Annotated in this window: 17 protein-coding genes and 1 tRNA gene; 5 read left to right on the forward strand and 13 right to left on the reverse strand. The window is 66.7% G+C overall.

Annotated features, from left to right (window positions below):
* Positions 1–7: 7 nt before the first annotated feature.
* The 7 genes from pknB to QF206_RS09325 form a co-directional block, all read right to left on the reverse strand.
* Positions 8–1714, reverse strand: coding sequence for a Stk1 family PASTA domain-containing Ser/Thr kinase (pknB, locus tag QF206_RS09295; protein ID WP_281488937.1), 1707 nt, complete (start codon positions 1712–1714; stop codon positions 8–10).
* A gap of 132 nt (positions 1715–1846) precedes the next feature.
* Entirely contained in the window at positions 1847–3565 is a 1719-nt protein-coding gene (locus QF206_RS09300) for a serine/threonine-protein kinase (RefSeq protein WP_281488938.1), read from the reverse strand.
* Entirely contained in the window at positions 3562–5016 is a 1455-nt protein-coding gene (locus QF206_RS09305) for a peptidoglycan D,D-transpeptidase FtsI family protein (protein WP_281488939.1), read from the reverse strand. The genes QF206_RS09300 and QF206_RS09305 overlap by 4 nt, the downstream gene beginning before the upstream one ends.
* Positions 5013–6434 carry an FtsW/RodA/SpoVE family cell cycle protein gene (locus QF206_RS09310; protein ID WP_281488940.1) on the reverse strand — a complete coding sequence of 474 codons (1422 nt, stop codon included), beginning with the start codon at positions 6432–6434 and terminating at the stop codon, positions 5013–5015. Before QF206_RS09310 ends, QF206_RS09305 begins: the two co-directional genes overlap by 4 nt.
* On the reverse strand, positions 6418–7662 hold the full coding sequence (locus QF206_RS09315) for a Stp1/IreP family PP2C-type Ser/Thr phosphatase (protein ID WP_281488941.1): 1245 nt from the start codon (positions 7660–7662) through the stop codon (positions 6418–6420). Before QF206_RS09315 ends, QF206_RS09310 begins: the two co-directional genes overlap by 17 nt.
* A gap of 4 nt (positions 7663–7666) precedes the next feature.
* On the reverse strand, positions 7667–8200 hold the full coding sequence (locus QF206_RS09320) for an FHA domain-containing protein FhaB/FipA (RefSeq protein ID WP_281488942.1): 534 nt from the start codon (positions 8198–8200) through the stop codon (positions 7667–7669).
* Entirely contained in the window at positions 8197–8907 is a 711-nt protein-coding gene (locus QF206_RS09325; protein ID WP_281488943.1) for an FhaA domain-containing protein, read from the reverse strand. The genes QF206_RS09320 and QF206_RS09325 overlap by 4 nt, the downstream gene beginning before the upstream one ends.
* A 176-nt stretch (positions 8908–9083) precedes the next feature.
* On the opposite strand from QF206_RS09325, the gene QF206_RS09330 reads away from it, so the two are divergent.
* Together QF206_RS09330 and QF206_RS09335 are read left to right on the forward strand one after the other, a co-directional pair.
* Positions 9084–9167 (forward strand) — tRNA-Leu (locus QF206_RS09330).
* Between the two features lie 303 nt (positions 9168–9470).
* Positions 9471–10163: a hypothetical protein gene (locus tag QF206_RS09335; RefSeq protein WP_281488944.1), complete on the forward strand. Its 693-nt coding sequence runs from the start codon at positions 9471–9473 to the stop codon at positions 10161–10163.
* A gap of 36 nt (positions 10164–10199) precedes the next feature.
* Here QF206_RS09335 and QF206_RS09340 read toward each other — a convergent pair whose 3' ends face one another.
* From QF206_RS09340 to QF206_RS09350, 3 genes are all read right to left on the reverse strand, one after another.
* Positions 10200–10589 carry a VOC family protein gene (locus QF206_RS09340; RefSeq protein WP_281488945.1) on the reverse strand — a complete coding sequence of 130 codons (390 nt, stop codon included), beginning with the start codon at positions 10587–10589 and terminating at the stop codon, positions 10200–10202.
* 39 nt (positions 10590–10628) lie between these two features.
* Positions 10629–11693, reverse strand: coding sequence for a 2,3-butanediol dehydrogenase (locus QF206_RS09345; RefSeq protein ID WP_281488946.1), 1065 nt, complete (start codon positions 11691–11693; stop codon positions 10629–10631).
* Positions 11694–11854: 161 nt separating this feature from the next.
* Positions 11855–12811 (reverse strand): alpha/beta fold hydrolase, encoded by a 957-nt coding sequence (locus QF206_RS09350; protein ID WP_281488947.1) that lies wholly within the window; start codon positions 12809–12811, stop codon positions 11855–11857.
* Between the two features lie 236 nt (positions 12812–13047).
* On the opposite strand from QF206_RS09350, the gene QF206_RS09355 reads away from it, so the two are divergent.
* The gene (locus tag QF206_RS09355) at positions 13048–15558 is read left to right on the forward strand and encodes a sensor domain-containing protein (RefSeq protein WP_281488948.1); all 2511 of its coding nucleotides are present in this window, start codon (positions 13048–13050) and stop codon (positions 15556–15558) included.
* A 3-nt stretch (positions 15559–15561) separates the two neighbouring features.
* On the opposite strand, the gene QF206_RS09360 is transcribed toward QF206_RS09355, so the two are convergent.
* Positions 15562–16206, reverse strand: a complete 645-nt coding sequence (locus QF206_RS09360) for a DUF2238 domain-containing protein (protein WP_281488949.1) — start codon at positions 16204–16206, stop codon at positions 15562–15564.
* Complete coding sequence (locus tag QF206_RS09365) at positions 16203–17078, reverse strand: endonuclease/exonuclease/phosphatase family protein (RefSeq protein WP_281488950.1); 876 nt, start codon at positions 17076–17078, stop codon at positions 16203–16205. Before QF206_RS09365 ends, QF206_RS09360 begins: the two co-directional genes overlap by 4 nt.
* Positions 17079–17221: 143 nt before the next feature.
* Between QF206_RS09365 and QF206_RS09370 the strand changes: the two genes are divergently transcribed.
* Positions 17222–17680, forward strand: a complete 459-nt coding sequence (locus QF206_RS09370; RefSeq protein ID WP_281488951.1) for a GyrI-like domain-containing protein — start codon at positions 17222–17224, stop codon at positions 17678–17680.
* A gap of 37 nt (positions 17681–17717) precedes the next feature.
* Here the strand turns inward: QF206_RS09370 and QF206_RS09375 are convergent, their stop codons facing one another.
* Positions 17718–18083: a DUF488 domain-containing protein gene (locus QF206_RS09375; protein ID WP_281488952.1), complete on the reverse strand. Its 366-nt coding sequence runs from the start codon at positions 18081–18083 to the stop codon at positions 17718–17720.
* A 145-nt stretch (positions 18084–18228) separates the two neighbouring features.
* On the opposite strand from QF206_RS09375, the gene mgtA reads away from it, so the two are divergent.
* Positions 18229–20817, forward strand: coding sequence for a magnesium-translocating P-type ATPase (mgtA, locus tag QF206_RS09380; protein ID WP_281488953.1), 2589 nt, complete (start codon positions 18229–18231; stop codon positions 20815–20817).
* The last annotated feature ends 35 nt before the right edge of the window (positions 20818–20852 follow it).

Below are 20852 nucleotides of genomic sequence, written 5' to 3' on the forward strand. Positions count from 1 at the left end.
CAGTCGCTCAGCCGGCGCAGTACCGCAGCGCGACCTCGGACTTCTGAGGCTGGTCGCCCGGCGCGAGGCTCTGGCCCGACACGGTCTGCCCTGAGCATCCCATGTCGGGTTCGAGGCGCACGCGAAGCCCGAGCGAGTTCTGCAGCGTCCTGGTGGCCTCGCTGACATTCATGCCGGTGACGTCGGGCACCTTCACCATGCCGTTGCTCACCACGAGGTTCACGGTGTCGCCCTCACGCGCTCGCTGACCGCCGACCGGGTCGCTGCTGAGCACCACACCGGCGGGCACGGATGCCGAGTACTCCGACGTCGAGGTTCCAGGCACAAGCTTCGCCGCTTCGATCGCCTGGATCGCCGCTTCCTCACCGAGCCTCTCCACGTGGGGCACGTCAACCGGCGCCCGGCCGATCGAGACGTATACGCCCACGAGGGAGTCGGGTGCGACTCGGACATCGGCCTCGGGGTCGGTGCGGATGACCTCGCCCTCGGGAACGGTGTCGCTCACCTCGCCGAACCGTTGCGCGCGCAGGTGCTGCTCGTGCAGCACGTCGACGGCGTCGTCGTACTGCTGGCCGGTCACGTCGGGCACGGCCGCTGAGATCGCGCCGGTCAGGGAGGTGGGGGCGAGGTTGAACGTCCAGTACAGCACGGCGGCGATGATCACCGCCATGACGGTGATGCCGCCCCAGATCCATGCGACCGGCGGCCGCGATTGCGACCGCGGCGGGCGATCCTCGTTGACCGTGAGCTGCCGCAGCGTGCTCTCGGAGGCCGCCGTCGCGTTCGGGTGCACGCCGAAGAGCGTTGCGCCTGCATCGCCGGAGATATCGATGCGACGAGTCGGCACCTTGCCGGCCGCGACTGCTTCGACATCCTCGCGGAACTCGGCCGCGCTCTGGAAGCGGTCGAACCGGTCTTTCGCCAGCGCGTGTAACACGACCGAGTCGAGGGCGGGGGAGACGCTCGCGTTGTAGAGACTCGGGGCCTTCGGCGTCTCGCTCACGTGCTGGTACGCGACCGCGACAGCGCTCTCGCCCTGGAACGGCGGCCGGCCCGCGAGCATCTCGAACAGTACGACACCCGCCGAATACAGATCGGTGCGGGCGTCGACGTTCTCGCCTCGCGCCTGCTCGGGCGAGAAGTACTGCGCTGTGCCGACGATGGCGCTGGTCTGGGCGAGGGTCGATGACGTCTCGGTCACGGCGCGGGCGATGCCGAAGTCGGCGACCTTCACCTGGCCGCTCGGCGTCACCATGATGTTGCCGGGCTTGATGTCGCGGTGCACGACGCCGGCGCGGTGCGAGTACTCGAGCGCGGTCAGCACTCCCTTGATGATGCGCATTGCATCGTCGGGATGCATCGGCCCGTCGGCGATGATGTCCCGGAGCAGACGACCGTCGACGTACTCCATCACGATGAACGGCACATACCGTTCGATCCCGCGGTCGTCGGTTGTGGTCTCTTCGCCCGCGTCGTACACGCGCACGATCGTGGGGTGTGCCATGCGCGCCGCAGCCTGCGCCTCGCGCCGGAACCGCACCCGGAACGACGGGTCTTCGGCGAGTTCGGGCTTGAGCAGCTTGATGGCGACTTGCCGGCCGAGGCGTGTGTCGGTGCCGATGTGCACTTCGGCCATGCCGCCGCGACCGATGAGATCGCCGACCTGGTACCGTCCGGCGAGTTGGCGGATCACTGTGGTGTCGCCGTCCGCCATGCCTGTCCTGCCCCTACGTGATGCTCGGCGTGATCGCCTCGAATGCGTTGCAAGTGTAATCGAGGCGGGGCTTCGAACTCCTCAAGAGCCACTTCGGACGAGACGCGTCATCCGTGCCGCCAGATGTGGCGGTCAGCCGCCGGTGCCGGCGCCGGGCGTTCCCTCGGTCGGAGGGGCAGCCACGGTGAACGTGGTGGCTGGCGAGCTGGGCGAAGTCTGGTCGCCGCACTTCGCGATGTACGAGATCGAGATGTCGCCCGTGTAGTCCGAGGCGATCCGGAAGACCGTCTGGGTGGCGTCGGCGCCCGGAGTCCCATTCGCGAACGTTCCACCACTGGAGGCGGTCAGGATATAGCCCGATAGCGGGGCGCCCGCGGGGCAGCCATCATAGGTGGCCCACCGAACCGTGACCTCGTCTCCGGGGGCAGGTGCGTCCGGGCCGGACTCGACGGTTGGCGCAGCCGGCCGCTTGGTCGGCGCCGGGGGCGGCGGGATCTCGTCGTAGAACGTGACGTTGATGACCGTGCCGACCTGCACGTTGTTGCCGTATGGGCTGACCTCGTACGAGAGGCCGACTTCGCCCGGGCTCGGGGCGACTCGGCCGATGCTCGGCGCGAAGCCCATCCCCAGTTCATTGAGGCGCGCGGCGACCTGCTCCTGCGTCAGGCCGAGGAGTTCATCGCGCAGAACGGCCGCTGTCTGGCTCGTAGGCGGTGGGCTGCTCGGAGGCTCCGATGTCGTCGGCGGAGTGGTTGGCGCGCTGCTTGTTGTGGAAGGGCCAGGGTTTTCGTCCGCCCCCCGGTTCAGCAGCGCGAAGATCGTGCCCGCGAGCACGATCGCCAGCAGTGCGATGAGTGCGATGAGCGGCCAGGTCCATGGATTGCGCTTGCGCTGCTCCTCGACCGGCGTCGTGTCGGTGCGGTCGAGCACCTGGGTGGCGCCAAGCACCTGGGTCGGAGCATCGCCGCCCGCCGCGGTGGGAATGGCGCCGGTGCCGAGGATGCCGGGCACGGCCACTGCCGCGCCGGCTACGTCGCCGCGACGCAGGGCCTGCGCTGCTCGCGCGAGATGCGCAGCGGATGCGGGCCGGTCCTCGGGCTTCTTGGCAATGGACGAGTAGACCAGGTTGCGTACCGGTTCGGCGACCGTGGAGGGGAGCTCTGGCGGCGCTTCGTTGATCTGCGCCATCGCGATCGCGACCTGCGACTCGCCCGTGAAGGGCCGCCGGCCGGCGAGCGCCTCGTAAGCGACGATGCCCAGTGAGTAGATGTCGGTCGACGGCGTCGCCGGCTGCCCGCTCGCTTGCTCCGGCGCGAGGTACTGCACGGTGCCCATGACCTGGCCGGTCGCGGTGAGCGGAACCTGGTCGGCGATCCGCGCGATGCCGAAGTCGGTGATCTTCACTCGGCCTTCGGGCGTGATGAGCAGGTTTCCCGGCTTGATGTCGCGGTGCACGAGACCGGCGCTGTGCGCGGCGTGCAGGGCGTTGGCGGTCTGAGCGACGATGTCGAGCACGCGGTCGCTCGAGAGCACCCGTTCACGCTCGATGATGGCGCTGAGGGCTTCGCCGGGCACCAGCTCCATCACAAGGTAGGCGCTGCCCTCCTCTTCGCCGTAGTCGTAGACGTTGGCGATGCCCTCGTGGTTCACGAGCGCAGCGTGACGGGCTTCGGCGCGGAACCGCTCGAGGAAGCCGGGGTCGCCCATGTACTCGTCTTTGAGGATCTTGATGGCGACCGTTCGACCGATGATGAGGTCGGTTGCCTCCCACACCTCGCCCATGCCGCCGATGGCGACGCGTGACGACAGTTGGTACCTGCCACCGAACGTGAGCCCGCTCGTGGGTCTCATCTACTCAGCACCGCCTCAAGCACTCGCTTAGCGATCGGGGCGGCGATCTGGTTGCCGAACGCGTTCTGCCCGCGCCCCCCACCGTTCTCCACCACGACCGCGACCGCAACCTTCGGGTCGTCGGCCGGTGCGAATCCGGTGAACCACAGCGTGTAGGGTTCCCCCTCCCCGTTCTCTGCAGTCCCCGTCTTACCGGCCACGTCGACTCCGTCTATTCTGGCATTGCTCGCGGCTCCATTGCTGACGCCGGCGACCATCATCTGCTTCACCAGTTCCGCTGTCTGCGCGGTCACCGGCTGGCTGTACACCTCGGCGCTCGGTCCCTTGATCTCGCTCAGGTCGGGCGCGTTGATCGATTCGACGAGCGTCGGCACCATCAGTGTGCCGCCGTTTGCGATCGCAGCGCTGATCATGGCGATCTGGAGGGGTGTGACCCTGTCGTCGCCTTGACCGAACGACGACAGCATGAGGTGGGCCTGGTCCATGTCGCTCGGGTAGACGCTGGCGGTGGTCGACATGGGGATCTCGAGGCTCTCACCGAAGCCGAACGCCTTGGCGTAGTCCGAGATGGTGGCCTCGCCGAGTTGCGCCCCTACCTGGGCGAAGGGGATGTTGCAGCTGAGCCGCAACGCATCCGCAAGGCTCACGGTCTCGCCGCCACCGCACAGGCTTCCGCCGGCGTTCGTCACGATCGACGACGACTGCGGCAGCTGGAGCTGCGGCGGGTTCGGGATCTGCGTTTCGGGAGCGAATTCGCCGCTGTCGATCGCAGCCGCCGCCATGAGCACCTTGAAGACCGAACCCGGGTGGTAGAGGTTGCCGCCGATCGTGCGGTTGTACAGCGGGTTCGCCGGATCGGCGTTGAGGGCCTGATAGGTCTGAATGACGGCGGACGTGTCGTGCTGCGCCAGCGCGTTCGGGTCGTAGCTCGGCTTCGACACCATCGCGAGAATGGCGCCGCTGGACGGCTCGATCGCGATGATCGCACCGGACTGATCGCCCAGCGCATCCCAAGCCGCCTGTTGCACCACGGGATCGATGGTCGTCTCAACCGAGGCGCCCTTAGGGTTCTGTCCGGTGAAGATCGCGGTGATCTGGTCGAGGAACTGCGCGTTCGAGGTGCCCGTGAGGTAGTCGTTCAGGGCGCCTTCCAGACCGGAGTTGCCCTGGTTGAGCGTGAAGTAGCCGGTGATGGGCGCGTACAGCTCGGGCGATGGGTACACGCGCTGGAATTTGTACTGGCTGTCATCGGGCACCGACTGAGCGATGGGCGTGCCGTCGACGAGGATCGGCCCGCGTTCGGCCGAGTAGCTCGAGTAGAGCGTACGGGCGTTCCGAGGGTCGTTGCGGAGCTCGTCGGCCTGCACGACCTGGATGATCGTCGTCGATGTGAACAGTGCGAGGAACATGATGAGCACAGCGATGCTCAGGCGGCGCAGTTCACGGGTCATGGGCTCACCACCACTCTCGGTTGGTTTCGCACGGTGTCGGACAGCCGCAGCAGCAGAGCCGCGATCACCCAGTTCGCCAACAGCGACGAACCGCCGGCGGCGAGGAACGGCGTGGTCAACCCGGTCAGCGGAATCACTCGCGTGACGCCCCCGATCACGATGAATACCTGCAGCGCGATCACGAACGAGAGACCCACTGCGAGCAGCCGGCCGAAGTCGTCCTGCCCGTTGAACCCGATGCGGAAGCCTCGCGACACGAGAATCAGCATGAGGGCGAGAATCGCGAAGACGCCGGCGAGCCCGAGCTCCTCACCGAGCGCGGCGAAGATGTAGTCGCTCTTCGCCAGCGGCGTGAGGTCTGGTCGGCCGAGGCCCCAGCCGTTCCCGAGCAACCCGCCGGAGGCCATGCCAAAGAGCCCCTGAACGAGCTGGTAGCTGCCGCCGACCGAGTCGTACACCGCGGGGTTGAAGGCATCGAGCCAGGCGTTGAAGCGCCCGTTCACGTACCCGAGGGTCTGGCTGGCGACGACGGCGCCGCCGATGAAGAGCACGAGTCCGAGGATGATCCAGCCGACGCGCGCCGTCGCCACGTAGAGCATCACTAGGAACAGTCCGAAGTAGAGCAGCGACGTGCCGAGGTCTCGCTGGAAGACGAGCACCGCCATCGCGGCGGCCCAGATCACCAGGATCGGGCCGAGGTCACGCATCCTTGGGAATCGGATGCCGAGCACTTTCTTGCCGACGAGCGAGAGGGTGTCGCGTGCCGTGACGAGGTAGCCGGCGAAGAACACCGCGAGGGCGATCTTCGCCAGTTCGCCGGGCTGGAATGAGGCGACGCCGATGTTGATCCAGACCCGTGCGCCGTTCACTTCGCGACCGATTCCGGGCAGCAGCGGCAGCAGCAGCAGCACGATGCCGATGAACATCGCGATATAGCGATAGCGCTGCAGCACGCGGTGATTGCGGAACGCGATGACCACCGCGATGGCCGCCGCGATCGCGATCGCGGTCCAGACGATCTGCCTCACGCCGTCGCTCGCCCACCCGGTCGTGCCGCTATAGAGGTCGAGGCGGTAGATCATGCCGATGCCGATGCCGTTCAGCGTCGACACGATCGGCAGGATGAAGGGGTCGGCGTTCGGCGCCACCACCCGCAGCACGACGTGGAACGCGAGCACGAAGACACCGAGGATCGCGAACGACCAGAGGATGCCGGCATCCGTCTCGCCCGTCATTCCGAGCTGGCCGAGGGCCATCGCCCCGAGTCCGAGAGCGCCGGCGAGCACCAGCAGGAAGAGCTCGAGGTTGCGGAGGCGGGCTGGCGTGCGGAGCCTGATGCGGATGCTGCTTGTCAGCGTGCCGGCACCCGTGTCATTCGGGCCGGTTCGGCCCGCAGGGAGGCTAACGTTGGGCGGCATTGTCGATCCGTTCGATGATGGCTCGGGCATCGTCGAGGTTGCGGGCGTTGATGGTTGCTTCGACGCTGGTGCGCGTGTAGTACGGCAGGTCGTCGAGCCAGATCTCGGTCGGTTCGTAGACGTGTGAGAGCGAGATCGGCCCGACGCCCTGCTGCACGCCCTGGAAGATGGCGACCCGGCCCTCGGCCGCGCCGACGTAGTACTGCGATTGCGTCCAGTTGTAGGCGAGTGCAATACCCGTCACGATGGCCGCGATCGCCAGCAGCACCATCGTGAGCCAGGTGACCCTGCGGCGTCGGGCACGGCGGCGATCCTCGTCGATGAGCTCGTCGAGGTACTCCTCGCTCTCGGGCTCGAAGTGGGTGGGGTCGGGCTTGGTCGCTTTGAGCGGGTGAAGCAGGAGTGTTGGCAGGCGGGGGGCGGCGCGGTTGATCTCGCCCTCGTACGTCAAGGGGAGCGCGGCGGAGCCGACGATGCTCGGCGGTTGCGATGCGGAGTCGTCGCTGCCGTCGATGTTCACGACGACGACGGTGACGTTGTCGGGCGCGCCGTTGTCGAGGCTCTCGCGCACGAGCCGGCTCGCGGCATCCCGCGCCTGCGGCACATTGGCGAGCGTCGCGAGGATCTTCTCCTCGGAGACGTAGCTGCTGAGCCCGTCGGAGCAGATCATCCAGCGATCGCCCGGCAGGGTGGTCAGCACCATGGTGTCGATGTCGGGAGTGGCGTCGACATCGCCGAGCACGCGCATGAGCACCGAGCGGCGGGGGTGCACCGCGGCCTCCTCCTGCGTGATGCGTCCGCTGTCGACGAGGCGCTGAACGAAGGTGTGGTCGACGGTGATCTGGCTGAGCTCGCCGTCGCGGAAGAGGTAGATGCGGCTGTCGCCGATGTGGGCGATCGCGACTTCGCGCCCCACGCGCAGGACAGCGCTGACCGTCGTGCCCATGCCGGTGAGTTCGGGATGGTCGTAGACGGTCTCGGCGAGTTTCACGTTCGCGTCGGACAACGCCTTGTGCAGGGCGGCCTCGGCATCCTGCGCCGAATCGAACTCTCGATCGACCTGAATGATGTGCTGCAGCGCGATCGCGGATGCCACATCGCCCCCGGCGTGGCCGCCCATGCCGTCGGCGACCATGAAGAGATGCGTGCCCGCGTAGCCGGAATCCTGGTTGTTGGCCCGGATCTTTCCGACATGCGACAGCGCAGCGCTCTTCGAGATGACGACCACGCGATTACCGCCGCAATTCGAAGGTCGTCGTGCCGATCTTGACCGGGGTGTTCAGCGGAACGGCGGTCGGCGAGGTCACACGGTTGCCGCCGATGAAGGTGCCGTTGGTCGAGCCGAGGTCTTCGAGCATCCATTCGCCCTTCCAGCGCAGCAGTCGCGCGTGGTGGGTGGAGGTGTAGTCGTCTCTGATGACCAGGCCCGACTCGGAGGAGCGGCCGATTGTGAGCTGCTCGTCGGTGAGCGGAACTTCGAGGCCTTCTTTGGCGCCAGACGTGATGACCAGACGACTCGCGGTGGCCGGCTGGTCGGAGCCGATCGGCGCGGTGGGCAGTGATGCGGCGACGGGCGAGCCGGCAGCTACGGGGGCCGGCGCCGGTGCTGGTGCCGGCAGCGGCGGCGCGGGAGTCTCACTCGCCGGCAGGCGTCGCGCGCGCGGGCCGAACAGATCGGAGCGCAGGGCGTACACGATCATGAAGACGAACACCCACAGCAGGACCAGAAAGCCCAGCTTCAGAACGAGGAGCGTCAGCTCACTCATCGGCGGGCACCGGGCTCTCGGTTGCTGCCGTTGGCCGGGGCTGATTGCGCAAGCACCCTGAACACGATACGGGTTCTGCCGATGTCGATCACCGAATCGGGTTCGAGCGCGGCGCTTCGCAGGGGCTGCCCATTGAGCTTCGAGCCGTTCGTCGAGCCGAGATCGTTGACCTGTCCGCGCTTGCCGTCCCACAGCACTTCGATGTGCTTGCGCGAGATGCCGCCGTCGTTGACCGTGATATCTGCCTCGGACCCACGGCCGACTATGGTGCGACCCTTCGTGATGGGATGCCGTTGCCCGTTGACGTCGAGCACCGGCTGCCACGTCACTGCGGCCTCTGAGAGGTTCACCGACTCGACATGCACCATTCCCTCGGTGAGATCCTGCTGCTCGACGAGGTCGACGCTCACCGGGCCGGAGAACGAGTATCCCTGCGAGGACGCGTGGCGGTGCACCTGCTGCACGAGTTCGCTCTGCAGCGATGGTCCGATGCGGCGCATGCGCTCGTAGTCGCGCGGAGCGAGGGCGAGCGTGAACTGGTTCGGGACGAGGATGCGGTCTCGCGCCACAACGGCGGCGCGCGTGTCGAGCTCGCGCTTCAGGGCGCTCGTGAGCTCGAGCGGCTGCACGCCGCTCTTGAAGCTCTTCGCGAAGGCGCCGTTGACCACCCGCTCGAGCCCTCGCTCGAAGTTGTCAAGTAGTCCCAAGCGACCTCCTCGGTCGGGTGGTGCGTGCGTTCGCCGCGCGTACTCGTGCTTGTTGTGAGGCCGTTGAAAGCATCCTGGATGCCGTCGCGGCCGTGTCCGATGTTAGCCCGAACGATTCAAAGCGCGCTGTGCCGGTGTGATAATCTCGCTGGGTTGACACGGGCTCCGTGTCACACGCGCGAGTGGCGGAATAGGCAGACGCGCTGGCTTCAGGTGCCAGTGCCCGCAAGGGCGTGGGGGTTCAACTCCCCCCTCGCGCACACAGTGTGCTGAGTCGCGACAACGTTGAGAAACGGGTCGCGACTCAGTCGTTTCGGCGGGGATCGCTTCGCGCGGAGGACCTGCCGGAAGATTCAGGACTCGTCGCGTTACGGACCGATCGCCGGCGTTGTGTCATGCGAAGTGCGGCCACCGCCCTATGCGCTTGCAGGGCCTTCAGGCCCTTCATTGCAGCGGTGTCGGGCGATATCATCCGCGAACCGACAGAGACCAGTCGGCGGGCGGGCATCCGACCGGGCATCGGACGCCAGCCGACGTGTGCAGCCGAGCGTGGAAGGTCCGACATGAGCCGTCGTCCACTTCAGATCTACTTCGGAGCGCTGGTGCTCCTTGCGGGCGTGGTGCTGCTGCTCGAGGCGTCGGCGGTTCTGGATGGCCCCCGGGTCTTGTGGGCGATTCTGCTTGCTGCTGCGAGCGGGGGCTTCTGGTACTTGTTCGCTGTTGAGCGGCGAGAGTGGTGGGCTGCGATTCCCGGTGCTGCTCTCGCGGGCGCGGCGGTCGTCACCGTCATGGAGCTGGACCCGGTGTACTGGGGCCAGTGGACCGAGGTCCCGTTCTTGGGCGCTCTCGCGATCGGTTTCTTCGCGATCTATCTTCGTGACACGGGGCGCTGGTGGGCGCTGATCCCCGGCGGGGCGCTGCTCACCCTCTCGGTCGTGACTGCGGCGGCAGACGCTTCGGCCGGTCCGGTCACGGCAGCGATTCTGCTGTTCGGTCTTTCGCTCACCTTCGTGCTCGTAGCGACGCTTCCGGGCGGAGCTTCCCGTCGGTGGTGGGCATGGATTCCCGCTGGGGTGCTCGCTGTGGTCGCGGTGGTCGTACTACTGAACGTCGCCGAATGGTTCGTCGTCCTCAACTACCTCTGGCCGGCACTGGTGATCGGTGCGGGCGTCTTCCTGATCGGTCGCGCGGTGCGTCGCAGCCAACCGGGTCGACGGGATGGAGGCCGCAACTCGAGCCCGCCTGAGCACGCCTGAGCGAATGCCCTGCGGCTGCGGCGCGAGTGGTGAGGTTCACGGCTCGTGGCGGGCCTCGTGGCTCATCAGGCCGAGAGGGTTGCCCTCGCTGTCGCGAACCAGCGCGACCCACTCGTCGGCATCCGCTGGTCCGAAGAGGTCGGCGTCGTGGTCGAGGCCGTGACTGAACTGCAGGCGCGGTTCGGCCAGGATCTCGATGCCCTGTGCGCGCAGGTTCGAGACGGCGTCTCGAACGTTGTCGACCTGCAGGTAGAAGAGCGATGACGGCGCTGCTTCTTCAATCAGCAGCCGCAGCGGGCCGACGGTGAAGTACACCTGTTTTGGGTGATCGAACACGCGGATAGGCGCGTAGCCGAGCAGCGCTTGGTAGAACCGGCTCGCGCGGTCAACGTCTTCGGCGTGCTGAGTGACCTGCAGAACCTCCACCCGCGCCACCTTTCGTCTCGCTTCGCCGAGCTCGCCAGGTCAGCTCATCTCGACGAGGATCTTGACCTCGCTGTCCTTGTTCGTGATGAGGCGCTCGAAGCCCTTCTCGACGATCTCGTCGGGGCGGATGCGGCTGGTGATGAACGGTTGCAGGTCGATCTTGCCGCTGCGCACGAGTTCGATGGCCTCCGCGTGGTCGTTCGCGTAGCCGATGGAGCTGCCGATCTGACGGTCTTGCATGGTCAGCTGCGCGACGATGTTGAGCTCGATCGGCTTCGAGTGGATGGCGACGATCTCGAGACGCCCGTTGCCCCCAAGCACCTCGAGCAACTGATTGACGACGACGCCGACGCCAGCTGCATCGAAGGCCAGATCGGCGCCCGCGCCGTTCGTCTCGGCGAGGACGACCGACTTCAGGTCTTCGTTCGCAGGGTCTACCACGACATCCGCGACGCCGGTCGACGCGGCCGTCTCGCGACGGATCTTCGACACCTCGCTGACGATCGTCTTGACGCCGAATGCCTTCAGCACCGCGGCGACGAGCAATCCGATCGGCCCCGCGCCACCGACGACCGCCGTCTGGCCCGCCTTCGCTTGGGCGTGCTTGACCGAGTGAAGGGCAACCGACAAGGGCTCGATCATCGCGGCCTGGTCGAGCGGCATGTCGCCCACGGGGTGCACCCAACGCTCCTCGACCACGATGTGCTCGCTCAGCCCCCCGCCGCGCCCCGAGATGCCGATGAACCCCATCTGTTCGCAGAGGTTGTAGGCGCCCTTCTGACAAGCGGGGCAAGTCCCGTCGACCATCAAGGGCTCAACGACGACATGATCTCCGACTGCGAGACCCTCGACCCCGTCGCCGAGCTCTTCCACGACTCCTGAGAACTCGTGCCCGAGCACGACGGGAAGCGTTTCGCCCGACAGCGGATGCGGAGAGTCCGAGGTCGGAGCCGGAGGCATCGGCCCGTCGTGGTACAGGTGCAGATCGCTGCCGCAGATGCCGTTGAAGGCCGGCCTGATCTTCACCGTCCCGGGTCGCACCTGCGGCTCTTCGATGTCTTCGACGCGTACATCTTCTCTGCCGTAGAACCGGACTGCCTTCATGACTGACTCTCCTCCGTGGCGACGGTAGCTGCCGTGATTGCCCCACACGGTAGCCCTACTCGCGGAGCCTCGGCAGGGCGCCCTGGCGCTGCCCGCACGAAGCCCCGAACGGCCCGGGCACAGAACCTTCCGCTTCCACGCTTACTTCGCGCGGGAGTGGTTCACAGCGTCGCGGAATCGGAAGCGGCGAGGTTCAGCGTGCGCAGGAACTCGAGCACTCGGGCGTTGACGATTTCCGGTTGCTCCACCGACAGCCCGTGCCCGGCGCCGGGGATCACGTCCACCTCGAAGTCAGGACGCAACTCGCGAACCTTCCGCACGGCCTTCTCGGTGGAGTAGATCACTTCCTGGTCGCCGACGAGGAAGAGTCCCGGCGCAGAAACCGCTGCGAGCTCCTCGCGAGAGAAGCGGGAGGGCCTGACGATCTTGTGCTTCCATCCGAAGTGCATGATGCCTTGGTAGAACTGCTCGAACAGGTGGGGCTCGATCTCGTTCCCCTTGGCGAGCATCCACTTGCCGAAGAACTCGATGATCGTCTGTCGGGTACGGATCACGTTGATGGTGATCAATCGCACGGGGAACTGCCAACTGAAGTTGAGAAAGGATGCCGCGGGCGCGAGCAGCGCGAGTCCGGCGACCTTCTCTGGTCGTCGGATCGCGAAGTTGAGGGCATGCCAACCTCCGTTGGAATGGCCGACGAAGACAGCCTCCCTCACATCCAAGCCATCGAGCACCTGACTGAGCCACTCGACGTAGTGCTGTTTGGCGCCGAGCGATCTCGAGGTGATGGTTCGGTTGAACTCACCGACGACGTCGACTGCGATCACCCGGTGGTTCGCGCTCCACGCCTTCACGTTCGGGTACCACATGCCAGCACCGAAACCGAAGCCGTGGAGCAGCACGAGCGCCGGCGCGCTGGCCGGGCCGGCCTGCAGGACATGCGTTCGACCGAACTCCGTGTCGACGAAGGAAGAGGTATACGGGACATCCCACAGCGACAGCGTCTCCTCATACGCCTTCATGTAGGCGGCTTCGCCGGCTGCTGACTTGAACAGAGCGCTGGGCGCAAGGCTGTCGATGATCGCTCCTCGTTGATCTCGCTCGGGACTGCGCCGCACGGTCAGATGGACTCAGGAATCGGCACCGCTCCACATCTTCGCGCATCCGAATCCCATTTCGTGGTCACCGACTCACACGCCGGCAGGGCGCTTCGCGTGTTGACGAGTTCTGGGCGTCGGCCCTGTCGGCCGCAAGTCGGCACGCCATTTGCGCCCACCGAAGGGTGTTACTTTTTGAAGAGAGCTCACAGCGGTTGAGTGCCTGAGCGAGTTTGCCTTCCGGAACGGACTGTCTCGTGATCGAACCTCTCGAAACGCCACTTGAGCCCCAAAGTGAGCTTCGCGACCTTCTTGAGGCCGCACCCGACGCGATGGTCGTGGTGAACGACGCCGGCACGATCGTGCTGACGAACAGTCAGGCCGAACTGCTCTTCCAATACCAACCCGGCGAGCTCGAAGGTCAGCAGATCGAGGTGCTCGTGCCCGAGCGGCACCGGCACCGGCACGACGGTCACCGGCACGGGTACGGCCGGAACCCTCGGACGCGCCGCATGGGGTCCGGGCTTGAACTGCACGGTCGCCGGAGCGACGGCAGCGAATTCCCGGTCGAGATCTCGCTCTCTCCGATCGAGACGGAGCGCGGCGCCCTTGTGTGCAGTGCCATCCGCGACATCAGCGACCGGAAACTCGTCGAAGACGAGTTGCGCGGTCTTCGAGAAGCTGCCGAGGCCGACAGGGCGCGCCTCGCCGAGGCGCAGAGGCTCGCGCACGTCGGCAGCTTCGAGATCAATCTCGTGACCGGCGAGAGATGGTGGTCCGACGAGTACTGGCGACTGCTCGGGCTCGACAAGACGCTCGGCCCGTCGCGCGAGCTGTTGCTCAGCACCATTCACCCTGATGATCTCGCTGAGACCCAGGCGATCTGGCAGCGGGTCGACGGCGGCGAGTCGGTCGACGGCGTCACGTTCCGCATCGTCAGGCCGACCGGCGAGGTCAGGTGGACGCGCTCCCGGATGCGAGTGGAAACTGACGACCACGGCACGCCCGTCAAGATCGTCGGCACCACGATGGACGTGACGACGCTCCATCACGCGATGGCTCGCCAGCGCGAGGCGGAGATCAACTTCAGCCTCAGCTTCGAGCACTCGCATGTCGGCCTGGCGATGGCCGACCTCGAGGGGCGGCTCACACGCATCAACTCGGCAGTGTGCTCGATCCTTGCGCGGAGCGAGTCGGAGATTCTCGGCAAGCGGATGCTGGACTTCGTCTCGCCCGGCGAACGCGGCGACGAAGACCTGATGGCCAGGCTGATCGGCAATCACGGCCGGTATCGCACTTGCAGCGCAACGACTGAACGGGCGCTGGTCACTCCGAACGGTGACGTCGTCTGGGCCCAGGAGACGATCTCGCTGGTGCGCAACGAACAGGGCGACCCGTCGCACTTCTTCCTTCAGCTCCAGGATGTCTCCGACCGCAAGCAGGCGGAGGACGCGCTGATCCACCAGGCGACGCACGACCCGTTGACCGGCCTCGGTAACCGCGCCTTCCTGTCGGAGAAGATCGACCAGGTGCTCGCCCATCGGGCAGCCGATCGAGTCAGCGTGCTGTTCGTCGATGTCAACAAGTTCAAGGTCATCAACGACGCTCGCGGCCACGCCGCCGGCGACGCCTTGCTCGTGCAGATCGCCGATCGCCTCCGTTCGGCCGTGCGCCCGACCGACACGCTTGCTCGTTTCGGCGGAGACGAGTTCGTCATCGTCTGCGAAGACATCACTCCGGAGAACGCCGAGCGGCTGGCCGGTCGGATCGTCGACGCAACGCGGGCACCCTTTGATCTCGAGGGCCAGCAGGTGTACGTGACGCTGAGCGTCGGTGTCGTGATGGCCGAGGCCGGTGACGACGCGGAGACCCTGCTGCGAAAGTCCGACGTGGCGATGTACCAGGCGAAGGAGCGCGATCGCACCCACGTCGCGGTCTTCGACCACCAGATGCAGGCACTCGCGTCCTCACGTCTGGAAACGGAATCGCAGCTCGGTGGCGCTCTCGAACGCGATGAGCTTCGGCTCGTGTATCAGCCGATCGTCGACGTGCACACCGAGAGGACGATCGGGTTCGAGGCGCTGGTGCGATGGCAGCATCCGTCTCGTGGCCTCCTCGCTCCGGCCGAGTTCATGTCGATCGCCGAGGAGACCGGCATGATCCTCGCGATCGGCGAATGGGTGCTTCGGGAGGCGCTGATGCAACTTCAGCTGTGGCGCATGGACGTTCCCGGCGCCCGCGACCTCTTCGTCGCCGTGAATCTCTCGGCCCGGCAGGTGCAGGATCCGGAGTTTCCGGCCGCCGTCGCCAGAACGCTGGCTCAGACGAGGGCGGAGCCGGCGGCGCTCCATCTCGAGCTCACCGAATCGATGGTGATGAGTCGCAGCGATGTCGCGGTGCAGAACGTCACCGCCTTGCGAGAGCTCGGCGTGCGCGTTTCGCTCGACGACTTCGGCACCGGCTACTCCTCTCTCAGCTACCTTCACCAGATTCCGGCGCACACGGTCAAGATCGACCGCTCGTTCGTCGCTGCGATCGGGGAGGACAACGCGAGCGCCACCTCGATCATCGGCGCCATCGTCGGCCTCGGACGCGCCCTCGAACTCGATGTGGTCGGCGAAGGCGTCGAGACTCCGCAGCAAGTCGAGGAACTCCGCAGGCTAGGGGTCCGCTACGCGCAGGGATACTTGTGGTCTCCACCGATCGCTCCCGCAGCGGCCCAGGAGTGGATTCGCGAGAAGGCTGTGCGCGACTCGCCGAGCGCCTGAGTGCTACCCGTGTCGCGCTCGTGATCGCGTCACTGGCGTCATCCGTGCTGGGCTGGCGGAGGCCGTCGAGTCCGAGTCGGCGGGGAAGCCGCGAAGGATGAACTTGATCGCGAGTCCGGCGGCCAGTGACCCGAGGCCGCCGGCCGCGAGATCGCCGAGCGTGTCCTCATACCCAACGAGAGTCTCGGGGTCGATGTAGACCTTCACGAACCATTCGCAGAACTCCCACATCACACCGAGCGCCATACCGACGGCCGTGGCGATCACGGCTCCAGTCGCCACCGGGCGCGGCATCTCCAGCGGGTTCGCGATCAGGTTCAGCCTGATGAGCACCAGCAGTGCGCAGACGGCGAGAAGCCCGTTCAGCGAGAAGTGCATGGGCAGGTCCCACCACTTCATCGTGTGGTAGATGTCGAGCACCGCGCTCCATGCGGCGACGGTGATCACCACGGTCGCCGCGATATCGACGGCCGGCCGCACTCCCAGCATCCGCGGTATGAGGGTCGCCAGCGCCGCCCCGCCGATGCTCACCGCGTCTTTCGGTCCCCATCCGATGGCAGCGACGATGACACCTGCGACGCTCAATAGGCGTATGACGTCGGCGGCGATCTCTGCACCCTGCGGTGCCCGGAGCAGTGCGCGAATCATGAATCCAGGTTTGACCCTTCGCTCGGTGGTGTCTGCGGCTGAAGTAGCAATACAGCTTGTACCGGTTCGTGATCGGATGCCGCAGCTCCATCGAAACGGGCTGCGTTGATGCCCGCTCGCAGCACCCGCAGCCCCGGCCCGACGAGGATCACGTCGATCCTCCTGCCGTCTTGGCGCGGTCGCCGGTAGTGCGAGTACGTGCCCCATTGCGGCGTCAGCCGGTGCTCGGCCGCGGTCCAGCAGTCGCGCAGGAGTCCGCGTGCGGTCAGCCGCTGGTGGGCCGCGGATGCGGAGCCGGCGTTCACGTCGCCGGTGACGACGATGGCGGCATCCGGGTCGCGCTTGCGCGCTTCGGCCGCGAGCCGCGTGATCATCCTTGCGGAGTGCAGCTTCGAACGGCGAGAGATGTGATCGAAGTGCGTATTGAATGCGAAGACGCGGCGGCCGGTCGAACGGTCGGTGAAGTCCGCCGCGACGACCACCCGCGGGATCCTGTTGCCCCACGACCTCGACCCCGGGATGTCGGGAGTCGCTGAGAGCGCGCTTTGCTTCCACTCGTTCAGCTCGAGTCGGCGGGTGTCGAAGTAGATCGGGCAGCGTTCGCCGCCGCCGTCTGCATTCCGGCCGTGACCGACCGACCCGAAGTCGGAGCCGAGCACTTCGGCCACGAAGTGCGCCTGGTCGGCCAGGGCCTCCTGCGTGCCCAGCAGCGTCGGTCGCTCGGTGGTGAGCAACCGCTTCAAGAGGTGCTTCCGGGTGTTCCAGGCATCCGGGCTGCGGGGTCTCAAGGCCGGGAACCGACGGCGAATGTTGTACGTCATCACGTGCAGGCCCGGCGGGTCGACCGGGCCGATGAGCGCGGCATCCGTCACAAGCCCGAGACTACGTCGCGCGGGATGCCGCGCCCACTGTGCTCGGGGCTGACAAGCACTTGCGGGGGCGTTCGCCCGGTGGTGAGCTTGCAGAGAAGACACATGCCCGCAGCGTTTCGACGCGTTCAAGGAGGAGCGGAGCCATGCCGGACACCGGACTCGAACCGACCCTGGTAGATCTTCAGCCTCAGCCCTGTGTCGTGCTGCGAGAGAGGGTGCCGATGGGCGAGATGACCTCGTTCTTCTCTCGCGCGTTTCATCTCACGGGTGCCGCAGCGGGACCGCACATCGGGGGCCCGCCGCTGGGGATCTACTTCGGGATGCCGAGCGACACGGTCGATCTCGCCGCCGGCTTTCCAGTGCATTCCGCCGTCGAGCCGTCCGGCGAGGTGGTGGCGTACACGCTGCCCGGCGGCCGCGCGGCGCAGTACACGCACCTCGGCTCGTACGACTCGCTGGCTCAGTCGTACGACCGCCTCATGACGTGGATGCGGGAGCGTGACCTGACTCCGGCCGATGTGATGTGGGAGTCATATCTCAACGAGCCTCAACCGGACCACCCGGAATCGGCCCGCACCCTCATCACGTGGCCGGTCGCCTGACGCCTCATCGACCGACACCCGATCGCGACCCTGGTCGTCAGCGCTCGCCGGTCCAGCGCTCGCCGAGGTAGTCGAGCAGCACGCGAGCGTGGTTGACGTCTGGGTTCTTCGATGCGAACAGCAGGGTGACCGTACCGTGCTCAGCGATCAAGCGGCGCAACTCCTCGACTGCTGGGGCGTTCTGCTCCAGCTCTGCGTGATACCTGCCGACGAACTCATGTGAACGATCGGGATGCTTGTGCCACTCGGTGCGCAGTTCAGCGCTCGGGGCCACATCCTTCAGCCACACGTCGACCGCGGCCCGTTCCTTCGAGAGGCCTCGCGGCCAGAGCCGATCCACGAGCACCCGGAAGCCATCCGACCGTTCCGGATCCTCGTAGACGCGCTTGAACCGCACCGTCATGGCGTCATCCTGGCACTGGTACCTCTGCGTCGCACGGTTGGTCTCCTGATCAGCTCTGGCGCCGGATGACTACCCGCTAGCGCGCCGCGCTCGGCTGCGACCCATGAGCGCGTGCGCCGTACCGGCACAGGGCGCACCATGAGGCATGCCGAGGCGCTCGCCGATCGACACCACACAACAGGTCGCATATTGGGCCCGACCGGTCGACGAGGTGCTCGGGTCGGTGCGGAGCACGAGCGAAGGTCTCTCGCAGGCCGAGGCGACAGAGCGTCGGGCGACCGAGGCCGACCCGCTGGGCGAGCACCGGCGCCGACCTGCTCTTCGCATTCTGATCGGCCAGTACACCAACCCGATCTCGATCGTGCTCATCGGCGCGACGATCGTCTCCATGGCGCTCGGTGACGTGCTCGACGGGTCGATCATCATCGCCATCATCGCGGCGAGCGGGTTGCTCGGCTTCTGGCAGGAGAGTCGCGCCGACAACGCCGTCGCCGAGTTGCTCGCCAGCGTGCAGGTGAAGGCGAGGGTGCTCCGCGATGGCCGTGTTGCGGAGGTGCGCTTGGGCGACGTGGTGGTGGGTGACGTCGTCGAGCTGTCGGCCGGCGACCTGGTGCCCGCCGATGCCAGATTGCTGCAATCGCGTGAACTGCAGGTCGACGCCTCCGCGCTCACGGGAGAGTCGTTCCCACTCGAGAAGGATGCCGCGGCGATCGTCGAGGCCGACGCCACCGTCGCGGCTCGATCGAACGTCGTTCAGCTCGGCAGTCACGTGGTGAGCGGCACTGCCCGCGCGGTCGTCGTTGCGACAGGGCGCGACACTGAGTTCGGCGGCGTCGCCCACGCCGTCGCCGCGGCTGATGTGCGCACCGCATTCGAGTTCGGCATCGCGAGGTTCGGGTGGCTGCTCGCGCGGCTGGTGGCAGTGCTCACGGTGCTCATCTTCATCGTGAACTGGATCTACGGCCGTCCTGTGCTCGACTCCCTGCTCTTCGCCCTGTCGCTGGCCGTCGGCATCACGCCGCAGATGCTGCCGGCGATCGTCTCACTGAGCCTCTCGGTCGGCGCCAGACATCTCGCTCAACGGCGCGTCGTGGTCAAGCGGCTCGATGCGATCGAAGACCTCGGCGCCATCACGGTGTTGTGCACCGACAAGACCGGAACACTGACCACGGGCGCGGTCGAACTCAGTCGCGCGGTGACCGCTGACGGCGTCCGAAGCGATCGTGTGATGCAGTTGGCGGCGATCAACGCTTCGGCCCAGCGCGGGTTCCGCAACCCGCTCGACGCGATCATCCTCGCGGCGCACGCGGTCGACGCCACCGCGCTCGCCGAACTCCCGTACGACTTCCAGCGCAAGCGCCTGAGCGTCCTCGTACCCCGTGGAATGGTCGACACACCCGACAACGAACTGCTCGACGAAACGCCCAATCACTCGAGCGCGGGGTCATCGGCCCTCCTGGTCACCAAGGGCTCGGTCGGCACAGTGCTGCCGCTGTGCGTCACGGTGCGCGCGGCCGATGGCGGCGAGTCTCCGCTCACCACCAGCGAGGTGCAGGCCTTCGCCGATCAGCTCGCCGCGGAGGGCAATCGTGTGCTCGCGGTGGCGAGTCGCGCGATGCCGGCCCTGCACGCATTGAGCGTCGACGATGAGACCGACCTGACCTTCGAGGGACTGCTCGTCTTCAGGGATCCGGCGAAAGCCGGGGCCGCAGAGGCCGTCGCATCGCTGCAGCATGCCGGGGTTCGAGTGGTGCTGATCACCGGCGACTCGGCGGCTACGGCGCGCGCGACCGCGAAGGCCGTCGGAGTCCCCGCCGACACAGTCGTCACCGGGCAGGAACTGGGTGCCCTTGACACGGCTCGGCTCGCCGTCGCATTCCGTGATGTGCGAGTGTTCGCCGAGGTGGAGCCGATGCACAAGGCGCGCATCGTCTCGGCGCTACGAGCTTCGCGCGAGGTGGTCGGATTCCTCGGCGACGGCATCAACGACGCGGTCGCCCTTCACGCGGCTGACGTCGGCATCTCGGTCGACACGGCGGTCGACGTGGCCAAGCAGGCGGCGAGCGTGGTGCTGCTCGAGAAGGGCCTCGATGTGGTCGCCGATGGCGTGCGGCTCGGTCGCCGGACGTTCGCCAACACGTTGAAGTACATCCGGCTCACCACGAGCGCCAACTTCGGCAATATGGCCTCGCTCGCCGTGGCGAGTCTGGTGCTGCCGTTCCTGCCGTTGCTGCCTCGGCAGATTCTGCTGTTGAACTTCTTGAGCGACATCCCGGCCATGACCATCGCCGCAGACGAGGTCGACCGCGAGCAGTTGAAGAAGCCGATCCACTGGAACCTTCGGAGGCTCCAGGTGTTCATGCTCGTGTTCGGACTGCTCTCCACCGTGTTCGACCTGATCACGTTCGCGGTGCTGGTCTGGGGGTTCGGGGCGGGGTCGGTCGAGTTCCAGAGCGCCTGGTTCGTGATGTCCACGCTCACCGAGCTCGCCGTGCTCTTCTCCTTGCGCACGGCGCGACCCATCTGGAAGTCGCGACCGGCCGTGGCGCTGGTGCTCTCGAGCGTCGCCGTCGCCGTCGTCACCGTGGCGCTTCCCTACATCGGGCCGGCAGCCACGGTGATGGGGCTCGAGCCGCCGCCGGCGCTCTTGCTCGCTGCGCTGGGCGCCGTGCTCGTGCTCTACATCGCCGCCAATGAAGTGCTCAAGCGACGGATGCCGGGGCTCCTGCACTGACCGAGGCCTCGAGCCCCGCATCTCTCGCGCGAGTG

Origin of the sequence: Ruicaihuangia caeni (genome assembly GCF_029952955.1) — a bacterium.
GTDB lineage: Bacteria > Actinomycetota > Actinomycetes > Actinomycetales > Microbacteriaceae > Ruicaihuangia > Ruicaihuangia caeni.